This window comes from Anaerococcus sp. Marseille-P3915, from assembly GCF_900258475.1.
GTDB classification, from domain to species: domain Bacteria; phylum Bacillota; class Clostridia; order Tissierellales; family Peptoniphilaceae; genus Anaerococcus; species Anaerococcus kampingae.
The window spans coordinates 334,849-352,290 of record NZ_LT984888.1 but is presented as its reverse complement, the minus strand read 5'-3'; the positions used below and the strand labels follow the sequence as shown (position 1 = coordinate 352,290).

At 39.2% G+C, this 17,442-nt stretch carries 15 protein-coding genes; 9 read left to right on the top strand and 6 right to left on the bottom strand.

The genetic code is table 11. The features are described 5' to 3' along the window. Positions 1-194: 194 nt before the first annotated feature. On the bottom strand, positions 195-971 hold the full coding sequence (locus tag C8269_RS09280) for a hypothetical protein (protein WP_106461437.1): 777 nt from the start codon (positions 969-971) through the stop codon (positions 195-197). A gap of 152 nt (positions 972-1,123) precedes the next feature. On the opposite strand from C8269_RS09280, the gene C8269_RS09275 reads away from it, so the two are divergent. From C8269_RS09275 to groL, 3 genes are all read left to right on the top strand, one after another. Next, positions 1,124-1,612, top strand: coding sequence for a hypothetical protein (locus tag C8269_RS09275; RefSeq protein ID WP_106461436.1), 489 nt, complete (start codon positions 1,124-1,126; stop codon positions 1,610-1,612). A 120-nt stretch (positions 1,613-1,732) separates the two neighbouring features. After that, entirely contained in the window at positions 1,733-2,017 is a 285-nt protein-coding gene (locus tag C8269_RS09270; RefSeq protein WP_106461435.1) for a co-chaperone GroES, read from the top strand. 15 nt (positions 2,018-2,032) lie between these two features. Beyond that, on the top strand, positions 2,033-3,652 hold the full coding sequence (groL, locus tag C8269_RS09265) for a chaperonin GroEL (RefSeq protein ID WP_106461434.1): 1,620 nt from the start codon (positions 2,033-2,035) through the stop codon (positions 3,650-3,652). A gap of 982 nt (positions 3,653-4,634) precedes the next feature. Here the strand turns inward: groL and C8269_RS09260 are convergent. Both C8269_RS09260 and C8269_RS09255 read right to left on the bottom strand, forming a co-directional pair. Then, positions 4,635-5,764 (bottom strand): IS3 family transposase gene (locus C8269_RS09260; RefSeq protein WP_199792160.1). Its coding sequence is split into 2 segments (ribosomal slippage): positions 4,635-5,497 and positions 5,497-5,764, totalling 1,131 coding nucleotides; the frame shifts between segments, so codons are not numbered across the junction. A 1,135-nt stretch (positions 5,765-6,899) separates the two neighbouring features. Continuing rightward, complete coding sequence (locus tag C8269_RS09255) at positions 6,900-7,820, bottom strand: lactate/malate family dehydrogenase (RefSeq protein WP_106461433.1); 921 nt, start codon at positions 7,818-7,820, stop codon at positions 6,900-6,902. 158 nt (positions 7,821-7,978) lie between these two features. Between C8269_RS09255 and C8269_RS09250 the strand changes: the two genes are divergently transcribed. From C8269_RS09250 to C8269_RS09230, 5 genes are all read left to right on the top strand, one after another. Continuing rightward, positions 7,979-9,136, top strand: a complete 1,158-nt coding sequence (locus tag C8269_RS09250) for an NAD(P)-dependent malic enzyme (RefSeq protein ID WP_106461432.1) — start codon at positions 7,979-7,981, stop codon at positions 9,134-9,136. Between the two features lie 129 nt (positions 9,137-9,265). Beyond that, positions 9,266-10,087, top strand: coding sequence for a Cof-type HAD-IIB family hydrolase (locus tag C8269_RS09245; protein WP_106461431.1), 822 nt, complete (start codon positions 9,266-9,268; stop codon positions 10,085-10,087). Beyond that, positions 10,080-10,871 carry an MBL fold metallo-hydrolase gene (locus tag C8269_RS09240; RefSeq protein ID WP_106461430.1) on the top strand — a complete coding sequence of 264 codons (792 nt, stop codon included), beginning with the start codon at positions 10,080-10,082 and terminating at the stop codon, positions 10,869-10,871. The genes C8269_RS09245 and C8269_RS09240 overlap by 8 nt, the downstream gene beginning before the upstream one ends. Further along, a complete protein-coding gene (locus C8269_RS09235) occupies positions 10,868-11,680 on the top strand; it encodes a tRNA lysidine(34) synthetase (RefSeq protein WP_106461429.1) in 813 nt (270 codons plus the stop codon). Before C8269_RS09240 ends, C8269_RS09235 begins: the two co-directional genes overlap by 4 nt. Further along, a complete protein-coding gene (locus C8269_RS09230) occupies positions 11,677-12,564 on the top strand; it encodes an undecaprenyl-diphosphate phosphatase (RefSeq protein ID WP_106461428.1) in 888 nt (295 codons plus the stop codon). Before C8269_RS09235 ends, C8269_RS09230 begins: the two co-directional genes overlap by 4 nt. A 1,247-nt stretch (positions 12,565-13,811) precedes the next feature. Here C8269_RS09230 and C8269_RS09225 read toward each other — a convergent pair. Both C8269_RS09225 and C8269_RS09220 read right to left on the bottom strand, forming a co-directional pair. Beyond that, positions 13,812-14,282 (bottom strand): PTS system mannose/fructose/N-acetylgalactosamine-transporter subunit IIB, encoded by a 471-nt coding sequence (locus tag C8269_RS09225; protein ID WP_106461427.1) that lies wholly within the window; start codon positions 14,280-14,282, stop codon positions 13,812-13,814. After that, positions 14,283-14,930 carry an HAD family hydrolase gene (locus C8269_RS09220; RefSeq protein ID WP_106461426.1) on the bottom strand — a complete coding sequence of 216 codons (648 nt, stop codon included), beginning with the start codon at positions 14,928-14,930 and terminating at the stop codon, positions 14,283-14,285. Between the two features lie 129 nt (positions 14,931-15,059). Here C8269_RS09220 and C8269_RS09215 point away from each other — a divergent pair, with 129 nt between their 5' ends. Continuing rightward, a complete protein-coding gene (locus C8269_RS09215; RefSeq protein ID WP_106461425.1) occupies positions 15,060-16,502 on the top strand; it encodes a nicotinate phosphoribosyltransferase in 1,443 nt (480 codons plus the stop codon). Between the two features lie 49 nt (positions 16,503-16,551). Here C8269_RS09215 and C8269_RS09210 read toward each other — a convergent pair whose 3' ends face one another. Next, entirely contained in the window at positions 16,552-17,415 is an 864-nt protein-coding gene (locus tag C8269_RS09210; RefSeq protein ID WP_106461424.1) for an ROK family protein, read from the bottom strand. Between the last annotated feature and the right edge of the window lie 27 nt (positions 17,416-17,442).

The following is a 17,442-nucleotide window of genomic DNA, read 5'->3' as shown; positions in this document are numbered from 1 at the left end:
AGTTTATTTAATTTTATTTTTTGGAATGTTAATATGTATAAAATTTCTATAGATTTCTGAAAATGTAAAAGATTGTGATATTTTAAATTATGGTTTGTGAGAGAAGATTTAGAAATATTATAAGGCTGGGAGAAGAATTTTTCGCCCAGCCTTGGTGTTTTTTGTATTAAATTATGAATAAATTTTTAAAGATTTTAATAATTTTCTAATTTGATGAAGGCTTGTGGACCATAGATTGACCATTTGGTCTGTCTTAAGAGGTCTGCTCCGAAGACTACTTGGATATCTTTGTCATTTAGGCTCTCATCTATGGCAACTGACCTTATCCTTACTTCTTTATTGTCTAATTTGAAGGTGAACCTATTGAGGAAATTTATATCTTCTGTGGCATCTCCCATAAGCTTCATCGTTTGGGAAAGATCTGCATCTGCATCTATTATATCAGCTCCTATAGGCTTTGAGACAATGGTTAGAGGTCTAGATGTGTCTATGGCTGCCTTTATAATCTTGTTATTTAGGCTTATATTTAGGATTGGTTGGTTTGTTTTTATAGCGTTTGGCTCTAAAAAGTCTGATGTTTGGACTTCAAATTTGCCCTCGGCAAGATTTCCTCTCCAGGCAAATTGGCTTATGACATTCCAACCTAGGACCATGTCGCAGTCATTGGTATTGCCCAATTGATCTCTTCCAAGGTCAAAGACTTCATCCTTTGCTACAAGGACTGGTACCCTATTTAGCTTAAGCCCTCCGATGAGTAGCTCGCTCAAAAATCCCCTTTTGTAGGTCTTTTTCTCGTCTATATAGTCACTATCAATCAATTCTATTTCTAGGGATTTGGCCACAGATTCCTTTATCATGGTATTGCCTCTGGTGTTAAATAAGGCGATAAGGCCCTTGCCATTTGAACCTAGGCCTAGGTAGATGAAGTTTAAAAATTTTGTATCTGCTATTGGAACTAATGAAAAATTCATGTTCTCTCCTTTGTATGTATTTTTATTATATTATACCTTAAACTTTTGCAAAGTATAAAGATGAATTATCCTTGCGAATGTCCATTGTATTTATCTAACTTTTATTGTACAATTATAGTACACTCATTGTCTAGTGTTTGAAAGGAGGTTTCATGAACGAACTAATAATTGCCATCCTTCCCGAATATGTGAAGGGCAAGGGGATTTATTCTAGAATCTATTGTGAAGACGGTGCCTACCTTGACCAAAGGGGCCCTGCCCTATTTCTTAAAAATCTCTACTACCATCATGGCAAGGATAAGCAAAGAATTGACAAGCATATAAAGGCAAACTACCAAATCCACCGCAACCTGCCTTATGTAATCGACTCAAATGGTGTATTTTTCCCTTTCAAATACAGAAAAAGCGATTACGACAAGGAAACAAGAGCCTTTGTAAATGTGAAATATGTTGAAAGAATAGAAAATAGCGAAATAGTCCTAATCACAGGAGAGAAAATCTCAAGTCTCGCCAGCGAAAAGGCCCTAATATCCAGCAAAAATCTAGCCCAATCATTGATGTTTGAAGAGATGGTGAGAATCTTGAGAGAGCAAAATTCTTCTATAAGGTTTTTGACAGCCACAATAAAAAATACCATTTAAGCTTGCAAAAAATATTCTTCTTAGTATATTACTATTATGAGTTAGCAGTCGAAGTTAATGAGTGCTAACACCAATCATTTATCATTAATCATTTGCGATAAGCAAAAGAAAGGATCAGACATGAACTTAAAACCAATCGGAGATAGAATTGTTATTAAAAAAGCTGAAGCTGAAAAAACTACAGCTAGTGGAATCGTGCTTCCAGAAAGTGCTCAAGAAAAACCACAATATGCTGAAGTAGTAGCTATAAGCGCAGATATAGAAAACGACGAGAAGAAAAAAGATTCCCTAAAGGTAGGGGATAAGGTTATTTATTCTCAATACGCAGGAACAGATGTAAAGCTAGAAGATAGCGAATATATAGTTGTCAAATATAACGACATTTTAGCAGTAGTAGAAGCTTAAGAAGGAGAGATATAGATGGCAAAAGATATTAAATTTGGAAAAGATGCAAGAGATGGTCTTGAAAGAGGAATTGATAAACTTGCAAATGCAGTAAGAGTAACTCTTGGACCAAAGGGCAGAAACGTAGTATTAGATAAGGCTTATGGTGCACCAACAATCACAAATGATGGTGTTACAATAGCAAATGACATAGAATTAGAAGATAGATTTGAAAACATGGGAGCTCAACTTGTAAAAGAAGTAGCAACCAAGACAAACGATGTAGCAGGTGATGGTACAACAACAGCTACAGTCCTAGCACATGCAATCATCAAAGAAGGCCTTAAAAACCTAGCAGCAGGAGCAAATCCAATAGTTTTAAATAAAGGTCTTAAAAAAGCAACCGACATAGTAGTAGACTACATCAAAGAAAACTCAAAAGAAGTAGAAGACAAACAAGCTATAGAAAATGTCGGTACAATCTCATCACAAGATGAAAACATCGGCAAGCTAATAGCAGATGCTATGGAAAAAGTAGGCAACGATGGAGTAATCACAGTAGAAGAGTCAAAAACAACAGACACCTACCTAGATGTAGTAGAAGGAATGCAATTTGACAAGGGCTACCTATCACCATACATGGCCACAGACAACGAAAAAATGATAGCAGAGCTAGATGACCCATACATCCTTCTAACAGATAAGAAAATCTCAAACATCCAAGAAGTATTGCCACTCCTTGAACAAATCGTCCAAGAATCAAGACCACTACTAATCATCGCAGATGATGTAGACGGAGAGGCCCTCACAACATTAATCCTAAACAAACTAAGAGGAACCTTCAACGTAGTAGCAGTCAAAGCTCCAGGCTATGGTGACAGAAGAAAAGCCATGCTAGAAGATCTAGCAATCCTAACAGGCTCAACAGTAATCAGCGAAGAGCTAGGCATGGACCTAAAAGAAGCAACAATCGACATGCTAGGTTCAGCAAAGAAAGTAAAAGTAGACAAAGACAACACAACCATAGTAGAAGGCAAGGGCGATAAAGAAAAACTAGCTGAAAGAGTAGAAGTAATCAAAACTCAACAAGCAAGCGAAGAAAGCCAATACGAAAAAGAAAAACTAGCCGAAAGACTAGCCAAACTTGCAGGCGGAGTAGCAGTAATCAATGTCGGAGCAGCTACAGAAACAGAAATGCAAGAAAAGAAATACAGAATCGAAGATGCCCTATCAGCAACAAGAGCAGCAGTAGAAGAAGGAATCGTAGCAGGCGGTGGAGTAGTCCTAGTAGGAGCAATCGATAAGGTAGAAGCCCTAAGAGAAAGCCTAATAGGCGATGAAAAAACAGGAGCCCTAATCATAGAAAGAGCCCTAGAAGCCCCACTAAGACAAATAGTAGCAAACGCAGGCCTAGACGGATCAGTAATAGTAGAAAAAGTTAAAAACAGCGGCAAAGAAGAAGGCTACGACGCTTATAACAACGAATTCGTAAACATGTTTGAAGCAGGAATAGTAGAACCAACAAAAGTAACAAGATCAGCCCTACAAAACGCAGTATCTGTCGCAGGAATGATACTCACAACAGAAGCTGCAGTAGCAGATATACCAAAAGAAGAACCTGCTATGCCAGCTGGCCCACAAATGCCAATGTACTAAAATCCAAATCAAAAGCACTCCCTGTGGGTGCTTTTTAATTTGGATTTTATAAGAAATTTGCTATATATTTTAAAAGAGAGTGGAAATATTAAGCAGGCCCGTGCAGAGGACCTCGCAGCGAAGCGAAAAACACGCCCCTCCGGCGCGTAGAGGAGCCCCGCGGAGCGGTCGAGCGAAGCGAAAAGCAAGATTAATATTGAAATTATATTTAACCTTGGTATAATAACATTGAACAAGAAAGATATTATTATGTGTCCATGCTGACACAAAAAAACCAGGAGTTGCACCTCCTGGTTTTTAATTTAGGCTAGTTATCACTTTTACTTTATCAAGCTTCGCTTGACCACTCCGTGGAGGGTCTCCCAGAGCCGACGGGCTAGTTTCTAGCCATTTGCAGATTAGGTGACTAACCACGTCTGCCATGACAGAGATTAAGAAGGATAAAATAATCTTCATGTGAACACCTCCCTTCTGTTATCAGAATGGAGGTGATAACAATTATATTATATCATAATTTTATCAAACCATAAAAATAAGCCCGTCCGAATATAGCTTCTACGAAGATCTCCGTGCTACCGCACTATTATTCGGCATAAACAAATTGCCCAAGCGGCCAAGAGCATGCCGTAGCTGAGGAGCCGTGCAGTCCACCTCGCAGCGAAGCGAGAAGAAAGATTAGTATTGAAATCAATTTAAATCCTTATATAATATAATTAACCAAGAAATGATAATATAAGTCCATATTGGCACAAAAAAACCAGGAGTTGCAGCTCCTGGTTTTTTATTAGGTTAGTTATCGCTTTTTTTATCAAGCTTCGCTTGACCACTCTGCCTCTGCACCAGTCCTACCACCATTTGTCTCCTCGAGCCGACAGGCTTGTCATGAATGGGGTTAGGGCTTCGCGTGGAATGGGTGCGATAACATTGGATTGTCAACACCTATTTGTACAATCTAAAATCGAACGTACTAATTTAAGATTAACTAATAATATCTATTTAATCTTAAATGTCTATATTTAACTGGTGGCAAGTAACCTAAGGATCCATGGATCCTTAGGTTGTTGTACCAGTAAACATACTCTGATAGTTCTAATTTTAGTTGATTTAAACTTCTAAATTCTTTCTGATAAACAAATTCTGTTTTCATTACCTTATTAAATGCTTCAGCTACAGCATTATCATAAGGACTTCCTTTTTTGCTTAAGGATCTTTCTATTCCAAATACATCTAGGATTTTATCTATGCTCTTATTATCAAATTCTCGTCCTCTATCTGTATGGAATATTTTTATTTTATTTAATGGATATCTTATTGAGTAAATTGCTTCTTTTACTAATTCAGCACTTTTATTTTTACCTGCTGCATAGCCTATTATTTCCCTGTTGTGTAAATCTATTATTGCACATATATAGTTCCAGCTATTTCCTACTCTTACATAGGTTAAGTCACTTACACATGCTTCTAAAGATTCTCTATTATCAAAGTGTCTGTCTACTTTATTTTTTATTTGTTTATTGTTACATGTAGTTTTTTCTACCTTGTATTGTTTTACTGTATAGCTTGAGATTAAGGCGTGTTTTTTCATTACTTTACATATTTTTCTTCTTGATGCTATTATGCCTTGATTTTCTAGTTCTACTTTGATTTTTCTAGATCCATACGCGTTTTTACTTTTTCTGAATATTTCTTTGATTTTCTCTTCTAAAAGCTCTTCTGTTTTTAGGTTGTTTTTAGATTCTTCTTTGTTTATATGATAGTATATTAAGCTTCTTGTTATTCCTAAAAACTTACACATTGCACTAATACTGTATTTATCTCTATTTGAGATTATGAGCTTTACTTTTTGCCTAGTAGTAGTGCAGCTTGCTTTAAAATATCATTTTCCATTTCAAGCTGTTTTAGTTTTTTTCTTAGTCTGATTAGTTCCTTTTCTTCTTCTGTTCTATTATCATCTATGTCGAAGGAGTTTGAGTTGTTGTACCTATTTACCCATCCTCTTATTGTTGATGGTGCTATGTCGTATTCTTCACCTAGTTTTTTATATGTGTAGTTTCCTTGGTTAAAGATTTCTACTATTTGCCTTTTGAAGTCGTCTTCGTAGTGTCTAGCCAATTTAAAATCCTCCTATGATTTCTTATTATTTATTGTATCATATATTCGATTTTAAATTGTACTATTTATTGTATCCATACCACATTTTAATTATATCATAATTCAATCAAACTATAAAAATAAGCCCGTCCTGCTCGTATCTATACTTATCCCAAATTACGAAGTGATTTGATGGTAAGCTAAAATTGCCCTAGCGGCCGAGAGCATGCCGTAGCTAGGGGCCCGTGCAGACCACCTCGCAGCGAAGCGAGAAGAAAGATTAATATTGAAATCAATTTAAATCCTGGTATAGTATTATTAAATAAGAAGGATATTATAATCAGTCCATGTGGACACAAAAAAACCAGGAGTTGCAGCTCCTGGTTTTTTATTTAGGCTAGTTATCACGTTTACGTCCATCTAACCATTTGCAGATTAGGTGACTAACCACGTCTGCCATGACGGAGATTAAGAAGGATAAAATAATCTTCATGTGAACACCTCCCTTCTGTTATCAGAATGGATGTGATAACAATTATATTATATCATAATTTTATCAAACCATAAAAATAAGCCCGTCCGAAAATAGCTTCTACGAAGATCTCCGTGCTACCGCACTATTATTCGGCATAAACAAATTGCCCAAGCGGCCGAGAGCATGCCGTAGCTGAGGAGCCGTGCAGTCCACCTCGCAGCGAAGCGAGAAGCAAGATTAATATTGAAATTATTTTTAACCTTGGTACAATAGTACTGAAGAAGAAATGTTAATATATGTCCATGTGGACACAGAAAAACCAGGAGCGGCTACTCCTGGTTTTTAATTTAGGCTAGTTATCGCCTTTACGTCCGTCCAGCCATTTGCAGATTAGGTGGCTAACCACTTCTGCCATGACGGATAAGAGAAATGTTAATATAATTTCCATATGAACACCTCCCTTCTGCTATCAGAATGGGTGCGATAACATTTTAATTATATCATAATTCAATCAAACTATAAAAATAAGCCCGTCCTGCTCGTAGAGCACCCCCGCGTCTATGCCTAACTCCATTTGTGAAAAGCCCGTCGGCTCGAGGAGACCAAATGGATGGTAGGCTTGATGCGTAGAAGAGCGGTTCGCAGCGAAGCGAGAAAGACCAGCATTACGCTGGTCTTTGTCTATTCATATTTTGCCCTATTTGCCTTTAGGACTTCTTCAGAGTGTTTTATTCTTTTTATTTCTTCATCATTTAATTCTAGCTCTAGGACTTTTTCAACTCCCTTTCTTCCTATAACACATGGAGTAGATAGGTAGATATCATCTATACCATATTGGCCTTCTAGGAGGCTTGCTACTAGGATTGTGGACTTTTTGTCATTGACTATGGCATCTATTATCGAGCAAACTGTAGAGCCTATGCCGCATTGGGTGTGGCCCTTGCCGTCTATTACCCTCCAGGCCCTCTCACGGACTAGGTTTTCGACCTCATCTCTTGAAAATTCGCAAGGATTTGCTTTGAGATACTCATCAAGACTCATATTGCCTATAGCTACCCTGGACCAAGCCACAAACTGGCTTTCGCCATGCTCGCCAAGAGTTACACCCCTCACATCTTTTGGATCAATATCTAAAAGCTTGGCAAGGGTTGTGTTAAGTCTTGTTGTATCAAGGGCTGTACCAGAACCGATTACTCTTTCTTTCTCAAAGCCGCTTACCCTATAAACTAGATCTGCCATCAAATCGCATGGGTTGGATACGACTATAAATATCCCATCAAATCCCGCATCGACTACTTCCTTGACATAGGATTCGACTTGGTCTTTATACATTACATATTCTTCAAGCCTATCTTTGATTCCATCAAGGGTCCCTGTGGCAAGAACGATTATATCCCTGTCGGCCATATCCCTGTAGGAACCTGAGCTCATCTTTACATAATGAGGATAAAAGCTTGAAGCATCCTCTATATCCATCGCTTGGGCCTTGGCTAGGCCTTCTTTCTTGTCATTAAACTTAATGTCAGATACTAGTCCCAGCCTTGCAGCGGTGTAGCCAACTGCAAAACCTACAGCACCTGATCCAATTATTCCTAATTTCATTTCTTTTCACCTCGCAAATTATTATACCAAAATATTCACATAATCCTACTCAAATATACAATTTGATATAAATTTATTAAAATACTTCACATCTGCCTAACTTGTGTTATAATCTAAGTAAGAATATATTGTTTTATCATTCTAAGAAAGGAAATAATATGGACGTATACGAAAAAGCATTAGAAAAACACAAGGCTTGGCAGGGAAAAGTCGCCACAGAAGTAAAGGCAAGGGTAGAAAATGCCGAAGATTTAACCTATGCCTACACACCAGGTGTAGCAGCACCATGCAGAAAGATTGCTGAAAATCCTGACGATGCCTATATCTATACATCAAAGGCCAATACCATAGCGGTAGTATCAGACGGTTCAGCAGTCCTTGGTCTGGGCAATATCGGTCCAAAGGCAGCCCTACCAGTCATGGAAGGTAAGGCAGTCCTTTTTAAGGAATTTGGAGATGTAAATGCAGTTCCAATTGTCTTAGATAGCCAAGACCCTGATGAGATTATAGAAACAGTCAAAAACATTGCCCCAGGCTTTGGTGGTATCAACCTTGAAGACATTTCATCACCTAGATGTGTCTACATAGAAAACAAACTCAAGGAAATTCTTGATATACCAGTCTTCCACGATGACCAACACGGCACAGCCATAGTCACAGCAGCAGCCCTAATCAACGCCTTAAAACTAGTAAATAAAAAGATTGATGAAATTAGAGTCCTAGTCTCAGGAGCAGGTGCAGCAGGCTACTCAATTACCAAGCTCCTCATAGATTTGGGAGTAAAGCACATAGTGGTGTGTGATTCAAAAGGCACCATCAACAAAGACCACCTAGAAAGCGAAAATCCAGTCAAAAAGCAAATTGCAGAAATAACCAACGAAGACAACTTCAAAGCCAGCCTTAAGGCAGCCATCAAGGGCAAAGACGTATTCATAGGTGTATCAGCAGCAAATCTATTAGATGCCAAGGACATAGAAAATATGAACGATGACCCAATAGTTTTTGCCATGGCAAATCCTGTCCCAGAAATAGACTACGACCTAGCAAAATCAGCAGGAGCCAGGGTAGTAGCCACAGGCAGGTCTGATTATCCAAATCAAATCAACAATGTCCTAGCCTTCCCAGGTATTTTTAGGGGTGCCCTAGATGCCAGAGCTAGCCAAATCACTGATGCCATGAAGCTTGCCGCAGCCAAGGCCCTAGCCTCTATGGTAAGCGAAGAAGATTTAAACGAAGATCACATAATCCCAGGAGCCTTCGAAGAAGGCGTGGCAGCCCACATAGCAGATGCCGTAAAAAGCGAAGTTAAAGCCTAAGCATAAATAAGAAAATCCATCCATAAATCAAGCCCCTAGTATGGGGCTTTTCTTATTGAATAAGAGCCTTTAAACTAGTAAAATAATAAGGATTTGAAAAGTGTTTTAGATTTAGTAAAGAGGTAAAAATTGAAAAAAGATATAAAGCTAATAGCTTTTGATATAGATGGCACAATTATAAATAGCAAGGGCGAAGTTCTAAAGGAAAGTAAGGCCCTTATAAAAAAATTAAAAGACAAAGGCATCAAAATCATCCTTTGCACAGGCAGGACCTTCAATGGCCACTGGTGGATAAGGGAAGAGCTTGATTTGATGGCCTATGACGACCTTTCTATCACATCCACAGGCGCCTACATCAGGAAAAACGCCACAGGCAAGGCCCTAATTGACAAGAGCCTGACCAAGGCGGATGTAAGATATATCTTCGACCAAATCGATGACCCTAGGCTTCAGATGTCAATTCATACCAGGGATGTCATTTTTATTAATGAAGATAAGCCAAACGAGGCCTTCCTCAAGGACAAGGGCCTAGTGAGGATGCCAAGGTTAGCCTATGATAGCTTGGATGATATTCCTGATGAGATTGCCAGAGTTTGCCTATCAGCAAGCCCTCAAATCTTAAAAGACTTTGAGGATAAGCACAGACAGGCAATCGAGACGAGATTTAAATACATGAGAAATGCACCCTTCATCAGCGAAATCCTAAACCCTCTGGCTGGCAAATCTGAGGCCCTAAGAGATCTGTCAGAGCTTACAGGCATTAATCTTGATAATATGATGTATTTTGGCGATGGTCTCAATGACCTAAAATCAGTCGAGCTTGTGGGAGTAGGAGTAGCCATGGGAAATGGAGCAGAGCCTACCAAAAAGGCCGCAGACTTTGTGATTGGCACAAACGATGAGCCAGCCATAGCAGATTTCATAAGAAAGTATTTGGATATAGATGAATAGATTTGTAGTCCTATCTTCAGGTTCATCTGGCAATACTAGCTTTTTATCCTATGAAGGCACCAAAATCCTAATAGATGCAGGCTTTTCTGGCAGGAAGATTGAAAATCTTTTGGCAGAAATTGGCGAGCACCCATCAGACCTTGATGGGATTTTCCTAACCCACGAGCACACCGACCACAGCCAGGGTGCTGCTGTCCTTGCCAAGAGGTTTAAGCTACCAATCTATGCCAACGAAGGCACTTGGAAGGCCTTTTTGCCAAAGACCAAAAATCTCAAGGATGAGTCGATTAAGATATTCAAATCCAATGAATTTTTAAACTTCAAAGCCATGGATATTTATCCAATTTCAACCTACCACGATGCCTATGAGCCGGTAGGTTTTGTAATTTACCTGGCCAATAAAAAGATAAGCCTAATCACAGACACAGGAGTAATTGACGAAAAGATCGCCTACCAAATAAAGGGATCTGATGTCTATTATATGGAGGCAAACCACGACCTAGAGGCCCTAAAGATTGGCCCTTATCCCTATAAGCTCAAGCTTAGGGTCATGGGCAAGATGGGCCACTTGTCAAATGACCAAGCAGCTGAGGCCCTAGGCGATGCTCTAGAGGGTAAGAATGAAGCGGTCTTCCTTTCCCACTTGTCAGAGACAAATAACACCGAAGCCCTTTCAAAAATCACAGTCGAATCCTATCTTAAGGGCCTAGGCCTAGACACAGACAAGGATATAGACCTAGAAGTAGCAAAAAGATACCAACCATCGAAAGAAATAATATTATGACAGACATAAAAGAAATAGAAAAATCACTTATAAAAAAATATAGAAAAGAAATATGGTCGCCCTTTATCAAGGCCATCAAGGAATTTGAACTCATAAGCGAGGGAGATGTGGTCGGAGTAGCAATCTCAGGCGGCAAGGATTCCCTAATCCTGGCCAAGCTTATAGAAGAACTCCACAAGCATGGCCCGGTAGGCTTTGATGTCAAATACATCTGCATGGACCCAGGCTATGATAAAGAAAATCTTGATCTTCTTAAGCACAACCTAGAATATTTACAAATCCCAGCAGGAATCTACGATTCCAAGGTTTTTGACATATCAGAGACCCTCGCAGATGGAGGCAATCCTTGCTATCTCTGTGCCAGGATGAGAAGGGGCTTTCTCTATGCCAAGGCTAAAGAACTTGGATGTAACAAGCTAGCCCTAGGCCACCATATGAACGATGTCATCGAGACAATCATGATGAATGTCCTCTATGCAGGCAATTTCAAAACCATGAAGCCAAGGCTAGCCGCCCAAAACTTCGAAGACATGGACCTCATAAGGCCTTTATATTATCTTAAAGAAGAAGACATCATCAGGTGGAGGGACTTTGCAGGCCTTTCTGCCCTAGATTGTGCCTGCACAGTCACCAAATCTAGCTCATCCCACACCAGGGCAGAGATCAAAAAGCTAATAGCAGAAATTAAAAAAGATAACCCAGAAGTAGAAAAATCAATCCTAAGATCAGCAGAAAATGTCAACTGCGATATGGTCTTGGGCTACCAAATAAAGGGAGAAAAACACTCATTCATGGAGGAATTTAAATGATAATTGACCTAATCAAAGTCCTAATCCTATCTATAGTAGAAGGGGTCACAGAATTTTTGCCAGTATCATCCACTGGCCACCTAATCCTAGTCAACCAATTTGTAAAACTAACGCCAGAAGGCTTCTCAAATGCCTTCAACGTCATAATCCAGCTTGGAGCTATCCTATCAGTAGTTGTGATTTATTTTCACAAGCTCAATCCTTGGTCAAAGGAGAAAATTTCCTTGCCAAAAAAATATGACAAGCTAAATGGCCAGTCCAAGGCCTACTTTATATTAACCCACCCAGATGGCCAGACCATCAAATTATGGACAAAGGTAATAGTCGGAGTCCTACCAGCCATGGTCCTAGGTCTACTCTTTGATGATCTAATCGACAAATACCTTTTTAACCCAATCACAGTAGCAGCCATGCTTGTAATCTGGGGAATAATTATAATTTTAATAGAAAGAAAAAATAGGGGCAAGGAAGCCTTCGCCTACGAAAGCCTAGAAGATGTCCCATACAAAATAGTCCTAGCCATAGGATTTTTCCAATGCCTAGCCATGATTCCAGGAACATCCAGGTCAGCTGCCACAATCATAGGAGCCCTCCTCCTAGGCCTAAGCCGTCCAGCCGCAGCAGAATTCTCCTTCTTCCTAGCCATCCCAACCATGCTAGGAGCCACAGCCCTAAAACTAGTCAAAAACCTAGCAGGCTTTTCAGGTTATGAGTGGTTTTTAATCGCCCTAGGTATGGTCTTATCATTTATAGTGGCCTACGCCGTAATCAAGAAATTCCTAGCTTATGTTAAAAACAACGACTTCATACCTTTTGGTATTTATAGGATAATATTAGGAGTTCTTGTATTGGGATATTTTTTGGTGGTTTCTTATCCAAGATAAGATTATTTTAAGGGGGTCCCCTAAGTACCCCCTCTTTTTTTATCCAAGATAAAATTATTTTTTTAATGAATTGTTATTATTTACTATCTTTCTTCGTTATTTTATCATATAATAAATTATTATAATGAACATATCCCTTCGTTTAAGGAGGAGAACCAAGACTTCTTATTTTAATGATAGAATATCATATGGTATTTCTCTTCGTAACTTCATAACATAACTATAATTTTCTATTTACAATTGAATCTTCGTATATAGGGGAGGCCCAAGGACCCTTTCGCATGGGTCCTCATCGGCCTCCCCTTAAACCCCTCCCCGTTACACCCCACAAGCGACTCCTTAGCGGAGGGCGGAAAGTGAAGATTGCCTAACGGCAATCCACTATTTGTCGACGGAACCCCTTGTTTTAGCTATCTTTATTCGTACTGATTTTGACATTCCGAAGCCTAAAAATCTCAATCTAGCCCAAATATTTCTCTTATATTTATTTTACATCTCAGTAGTTACGGAAATTTCATATTCACTCGTGCGTCAGGAGATTTTCTTAACGGCATCTCCATTTACAAAATCTCCCGACCTTGGGAGTGTTATTCTGTGTTCTGAGAAAATGATAACTTCTGAGTGCTTTTAAGGCTCGTTTGCTTTCGCAAACATTGCGATTAGAGAGTCTAATAAACTTATTTATTGAGAGATTTAAAATAAAAAGTCACCGTCAAGAGTTTGCCCTAGCGGCCGAGAGCGTCACACTGACAACAATACTTAAATACAAATACTGTAACTACTAAGACGACAAGAAATTACAAAAAGAAAAGTCGGACTAGATTGTGATTTTAGGGGACTTTTGATTTTAAATCAGTAAGGATAAGGCTAGTTAGATACGAAGTAATCCGTCATAATATAGAGGATTGCCGTTAGGCAATCTTCACTTTTCGCTCTCCGCCTTAGGAGTCGCTTGTGGGGTGTAACGAAGTGGGGGTGTAAGGGGGACATAAACGCCCCTTGATTTGGGGCGTTTATGCCGGAAACATAGTGCGGTAGCACGAAGGAGTTTGCGTAGCAAACGGGTTTCCGTCCGATGAGGACCCATGCGAAAGGGTCCTTGGCCCTCCCCCTTTGGCGAAGTCATCAGCTTGATGACAATAATTTATTATGAGATTAAGTTACGAAGAGGACAACTTTATAATGCTATTATCTTGAATAATAAAAAAAGGGTTTTTAAGGGGAAAGTCCCCTAAATTCCCTTTTTATTATTGCAAGAAAAACTCATCTAAGGATTTCTTGCTGGCAAATGGCGAAAGTCTCACAGCTATTTCTGTGCCTGCCTCTTTTAATTTCTTAAATATCCTCAAATCATTATCATCTACTGCCACTTCTTCTGTTAGGCTTTTTTTGCCCTCTTGCATATGGATTATGCCTATGTTTAGTTTTTCGATTTTTATGCCGGAGTCTGTGATTTTTTCGGCATCTTCTGGACTTTCTACTATGGTGAAGTAGTCTCCCGGATTTTTTTCTAGAAAATCTTTCACATCTGCTACTTTTAAGTAGGTCGCCTCTATATTTTCTGGGATGGTTAGGTTCATTACTTCTTGTCTAAAGTCATCTGCGGCTACCCTATCATTTGCTATTATTACCTTATCTATCCCGTATTTTGCACACCATATCTCTACGACCTTGCCATGGGATAGGCGGGAGTCGATTCTTACTAGTGCTAGTTTCATTTAGGCCCTCCTTATATACATTTCTTTTGGATTATCTATGATTAAATCAGGATTTCCTTCTTCTAGGATTTTCCTATCCCTAAAGCCCCAAGAGCAGGCTACTGTGTAGATATTTGCGTTTTTACCACATTTTATGTCTACTTCGCTATCTCCAAAATAGATTATATCTGAATTATTTACCCCAAATCTCTCCTTTAAGATCATGATGCCTTCTGGGGATGGCTTTCTCTTATAATCTTCTCTGTATCCTAGGATATAGTCAAAATAGCCTTCTCCAAATACTGCTGGGATTACTTTATTGCAGGTTTCATCAGGTTTATTGGAAAAACATACTAAGGGCTTGCCGGTTTTTTTAAGCTTATCTAATACTTCTTTTATCCCATCATAAGGCCTTGTAAGGTGGGATGGGTTGTCATCATAGGCCTTGTTGTAGGTATCTAGAAAATCTTTCCTGTAGGAAGCATCCCTTTCTGCCCCTACATAATCTAGGACTTTTTCGCAAAGGACTACTGGCCCATTGCCTACAAATTTTTCGACCATGACTTTTGGGCACTCCCCTAGGCCAAAGGCTTTTAAAGTTTCGTTTATAAAGTAAGTTATGGTATCTATCGTGTATAGCAAGGTACCATCTATATCAAATATATACATAAGTCTCTCCTCATTTCTTATGATTAATATACTTGTTTTAGCCCCCTATGGGTAATTTTTTGTAAATTTAGGAGCAAATTTCTAATTTTTGGGTATAAAATAAAGTAATAGTATAGAAAAGAGGAGCTTATGAGCGAGATTAGAAATTTATCCATGCTTAGTGACTTTTATGAGTTTACAATGGCGGCTGGATATTTTGAAAATGGCATGAAGGATCAAGTAGCAGTCTTTGATGCCTTTTATAGGAAAAACCCCGATGGCGGCGGTTATGCTATTTTTGCAGGTCTTAACGATGTAATCGACTTTATCAAAAACCTACATTTTACAGAAGATGACATAGAATATTTTAGACAGACTGAAAATTTCTCTGAAGAATTTTTGGAATATTTGTCTAATTTTAAGTTTACAGGCGATGTTTGGGCCTTTCCTGAAGGGTCTGTCATGTTTCCAGGCGAGCCAATTATTACTGTCAAGGCCCCTATCATTGAATGTTCAATTATAGAAACTTACTTACTCTTGTCAATGAATTTTAATTCACTTATAGCAACTAAGACTAACAGGATTGTCTCATCTGCTAGGGGCAGGCTGGTTATGGAATTTGGGGCTAGACGTGCCCAGGGAGCTGATGCTTCAATTACAGGAGCTAGGGCTGCCTTTATTTCTGGTGCCCCACTTACATCCAACACTTATTCATCACAAAAATACGGTTTTAAGGCAGCAGGAACCATGGCCCACTCTTGGATTCAAGCCTTTGACTCAGAATATGAAGCCTTTAAAACCTATGCCAAGATGTATCCAGATAATTGCATACTCCTAATCGATACCTACGATACCCTAGAATCAGGCCTTGTAAATGCCATGAAGGTCTTTAAGGAAGAGCTTGTACCAAAAGGACTTAAAGGCGGGGTTAGGATTGATTCGGGAGATTTAGCTTATCTTTCTAAGGAAGTTAGGAAAAGACTTGATGAAAATGGCCTAGAAGACTTTACCATTGTCGCTTCCAATTCCCTTGATGAATTTAAAATCGAGTCCCTCCTTGCCCAGGGAGCACAAATTGACTCCTTTGGTATTGGCGAAAGGCTAATTACTGCCAAGTCTGACCCAGTTTTTGGCGGAGTTTATAAGCTTGTTGCCATGGAAAAAGATGGGGATATGAAGGCTAAGATTAAGGTATCTGAAAATGTAGAAAAGATTACGACACCTGGCTTTAAGAAGGTCTACAGGCTTTATGACAAGAAAACTGGCAAGGCCGAGGCTGATTATATAGCCCTTGCCGAGGAGAAGGTGGATGATTCTAAGCCTATGGTAATCTTTGACCCACTATTTACCTGGAAGATGAAAAAAATGAAGGACTTTAGGGCTAGAGAAATGCAAGTGCAAATCTTTGATAAGGGAGAGCTTGTTTATGAAGAGCCAAGCCTTGAAGAAATCGCAGAATATAGGAAAGAAGAAGTGGCAAGCCTTTGGGATGAGGTGAAAAGATATGATAGCCCACACAATTATTATGTGGACCTTTCCCAAGACTTGTGGAATTTAAAGCAAAAACTAATTTTAGAAGCAAAATCTAAATAAAAATAAGCTCTAAGCTAGCTAAATGCTGGCCTAGAGCTTTTTTTATCTTTTATTCGTCTTTTAGGGCATCCTTAGCTAGGACATAGCCTCCTATAAGGCCTGCTTCATTGCCTAGTTCTGGGAAGACTATATACTCATCTGGATTTGGAATATTTATATAGTGGTTGTCAAGTTTCGCAAATTCTCTTCTGATTTTTTCAATCATACCTTCCTTATTTACTACACCACCACCTATTATTATGATGTGTGGTCTTAGGATCATGGTGTAGGTCATAAGGCCCTTGGCTATATATCTGGCGAGTATATCAAAGGCTGGGTCATCCTTGTCGAGGTTTTCTCCCCTGACCCCTGTCCTTAGCTCTAGGGCAGGTCCTGCACATAGGCCCTCAAAGCAAGACTCGTGGAAGTCGCACTTAGCCTTTACAGTGTCACCTTCTTCTCTGGCAAGCTCTATGTGGCCCATTTCTGGATGGGAGAAGCCCTCAAGTAGGACTCCATCTTGGATATAAGAGCCACCAACCCCTGTACCTATAGTTAGGTAAAGAGAAGAGCGTTTGTCCTTGGCTGCCCCGTACTTATATTCACCAATTCCGCTTGCCCCAACATCTGTGGTAAAGCCTATTGGTAGGTCTAATTCTTTCTTGATTGAACCTAAAAGGTCAAAATTTCTCCAAAGCTTTTTTGGTGTTTCTAGGACAAAGCCGTAGGTTTTTGACTCCTTGTCCACATCAATTGGTCCAAAGGCTCCAATTCCGATGCTTTCTACAGGATTGGCCTTTAGAAAATCTACCACATCCTTCATATTTTCCTTAGGATCTGAGGTTTCTATCCTAATTTCCTTAACTATATTGCCTAATTCATCTAAAACTGCACACCTAATCTTGGTGCCGCCTAATTCAATTGACCCGTACATAATTACTCCTTTTTGATTTCTTACTTA

Bases quoted from the DNA above. Each gene is read 5' to 3' on its own strand.
- C8269_RS09280 (WP_106461437.1), bottom strand. From the start codon at position 971: ATGAATTTTTCATTAGTTCCAATAGCAGATACAAAATTTTTAAACTTC.
- C8269_RS09275 (WP_106461436.1), top strand. From the start codon at position 1,124: ATGAACGAACTAATAATTGCCATCCTTCCCGAATATGTGAAGGGCAAG.
- C8269_RS09270 (WP_106461435.1), top strand. From the start codon at position 1,733: ATGAACTTAAAACCAATCGGAGATAGAATTGTTATTAAAAAAGCTGAA.
- groL (WP_106461434.1), top strand. From the start codon at position 2,033: ATGGCAAAAGATATTAAATTTGGAAAAGATGCAAGAGATGGTCTTGAA.
- C8269_RS09255 (WP_106461433.1), bottom strand. From the start codon at position 7,820: ATGAAATTAGGAATAATTGGATCAGGTGCTGTAGGTTTTGCAGTTGGC.
- C8269_RS09250 (WP_106461432.1), top strand. From the start codon at position 7,979: ATGGACGTATACGAAAAAGCATTAGAAAAACACAAGGCTTGGCAGGGA.
- C8269_RS09240 (WP_106461430.1), top strand. From the start codon at position 10,080: ATGAATAGATTTGTAGTCCTATCTTCAGGTTCATCTGGCAATACTAGC.
- C8269_RS09235 (WP_106461429.1), top strand. From the start codon at position 10,868: ATGACAGACATAAAAGAAATAGAAAAATCACTTATAAAAAAATATAGA.
- C8269_RS09230 (WP_106461428.1), top strand. From the start codon at position 11,677: ATGATAATTGACCTAATCAAAGTCCTAATCCTATCTATAGTAGAAGGG.
- C8269_RS09225 (WP_106461427.1), bottom strand. From the start codon at position 14,282: ATGAAACTAGCACTAGTAAGAATCGACTCCCGCCTATCCCATGGCAAG.
- C8269_RS09220 (WP_106461426.1), bottom strand. From the start codon at position 14,930: ATGTATATATTTGATATAGATGGTACCTTGCTATACACGATAGATACC.
- C8269_RS09215 (WP_106461425.1), top strand. From the start codon at position 15,060: ATGAGCGAGATTAGAAATTTATCCATGCTTAGTGACTTTTATGAGTTT.
- C8269_RS09210 (WP_106461424.1), bottom strand. From the start codon at position 17,415: ATGTACGGGTCAATTGAATTAGGCGGCACCAAGATTAGGTGTGCAGTT.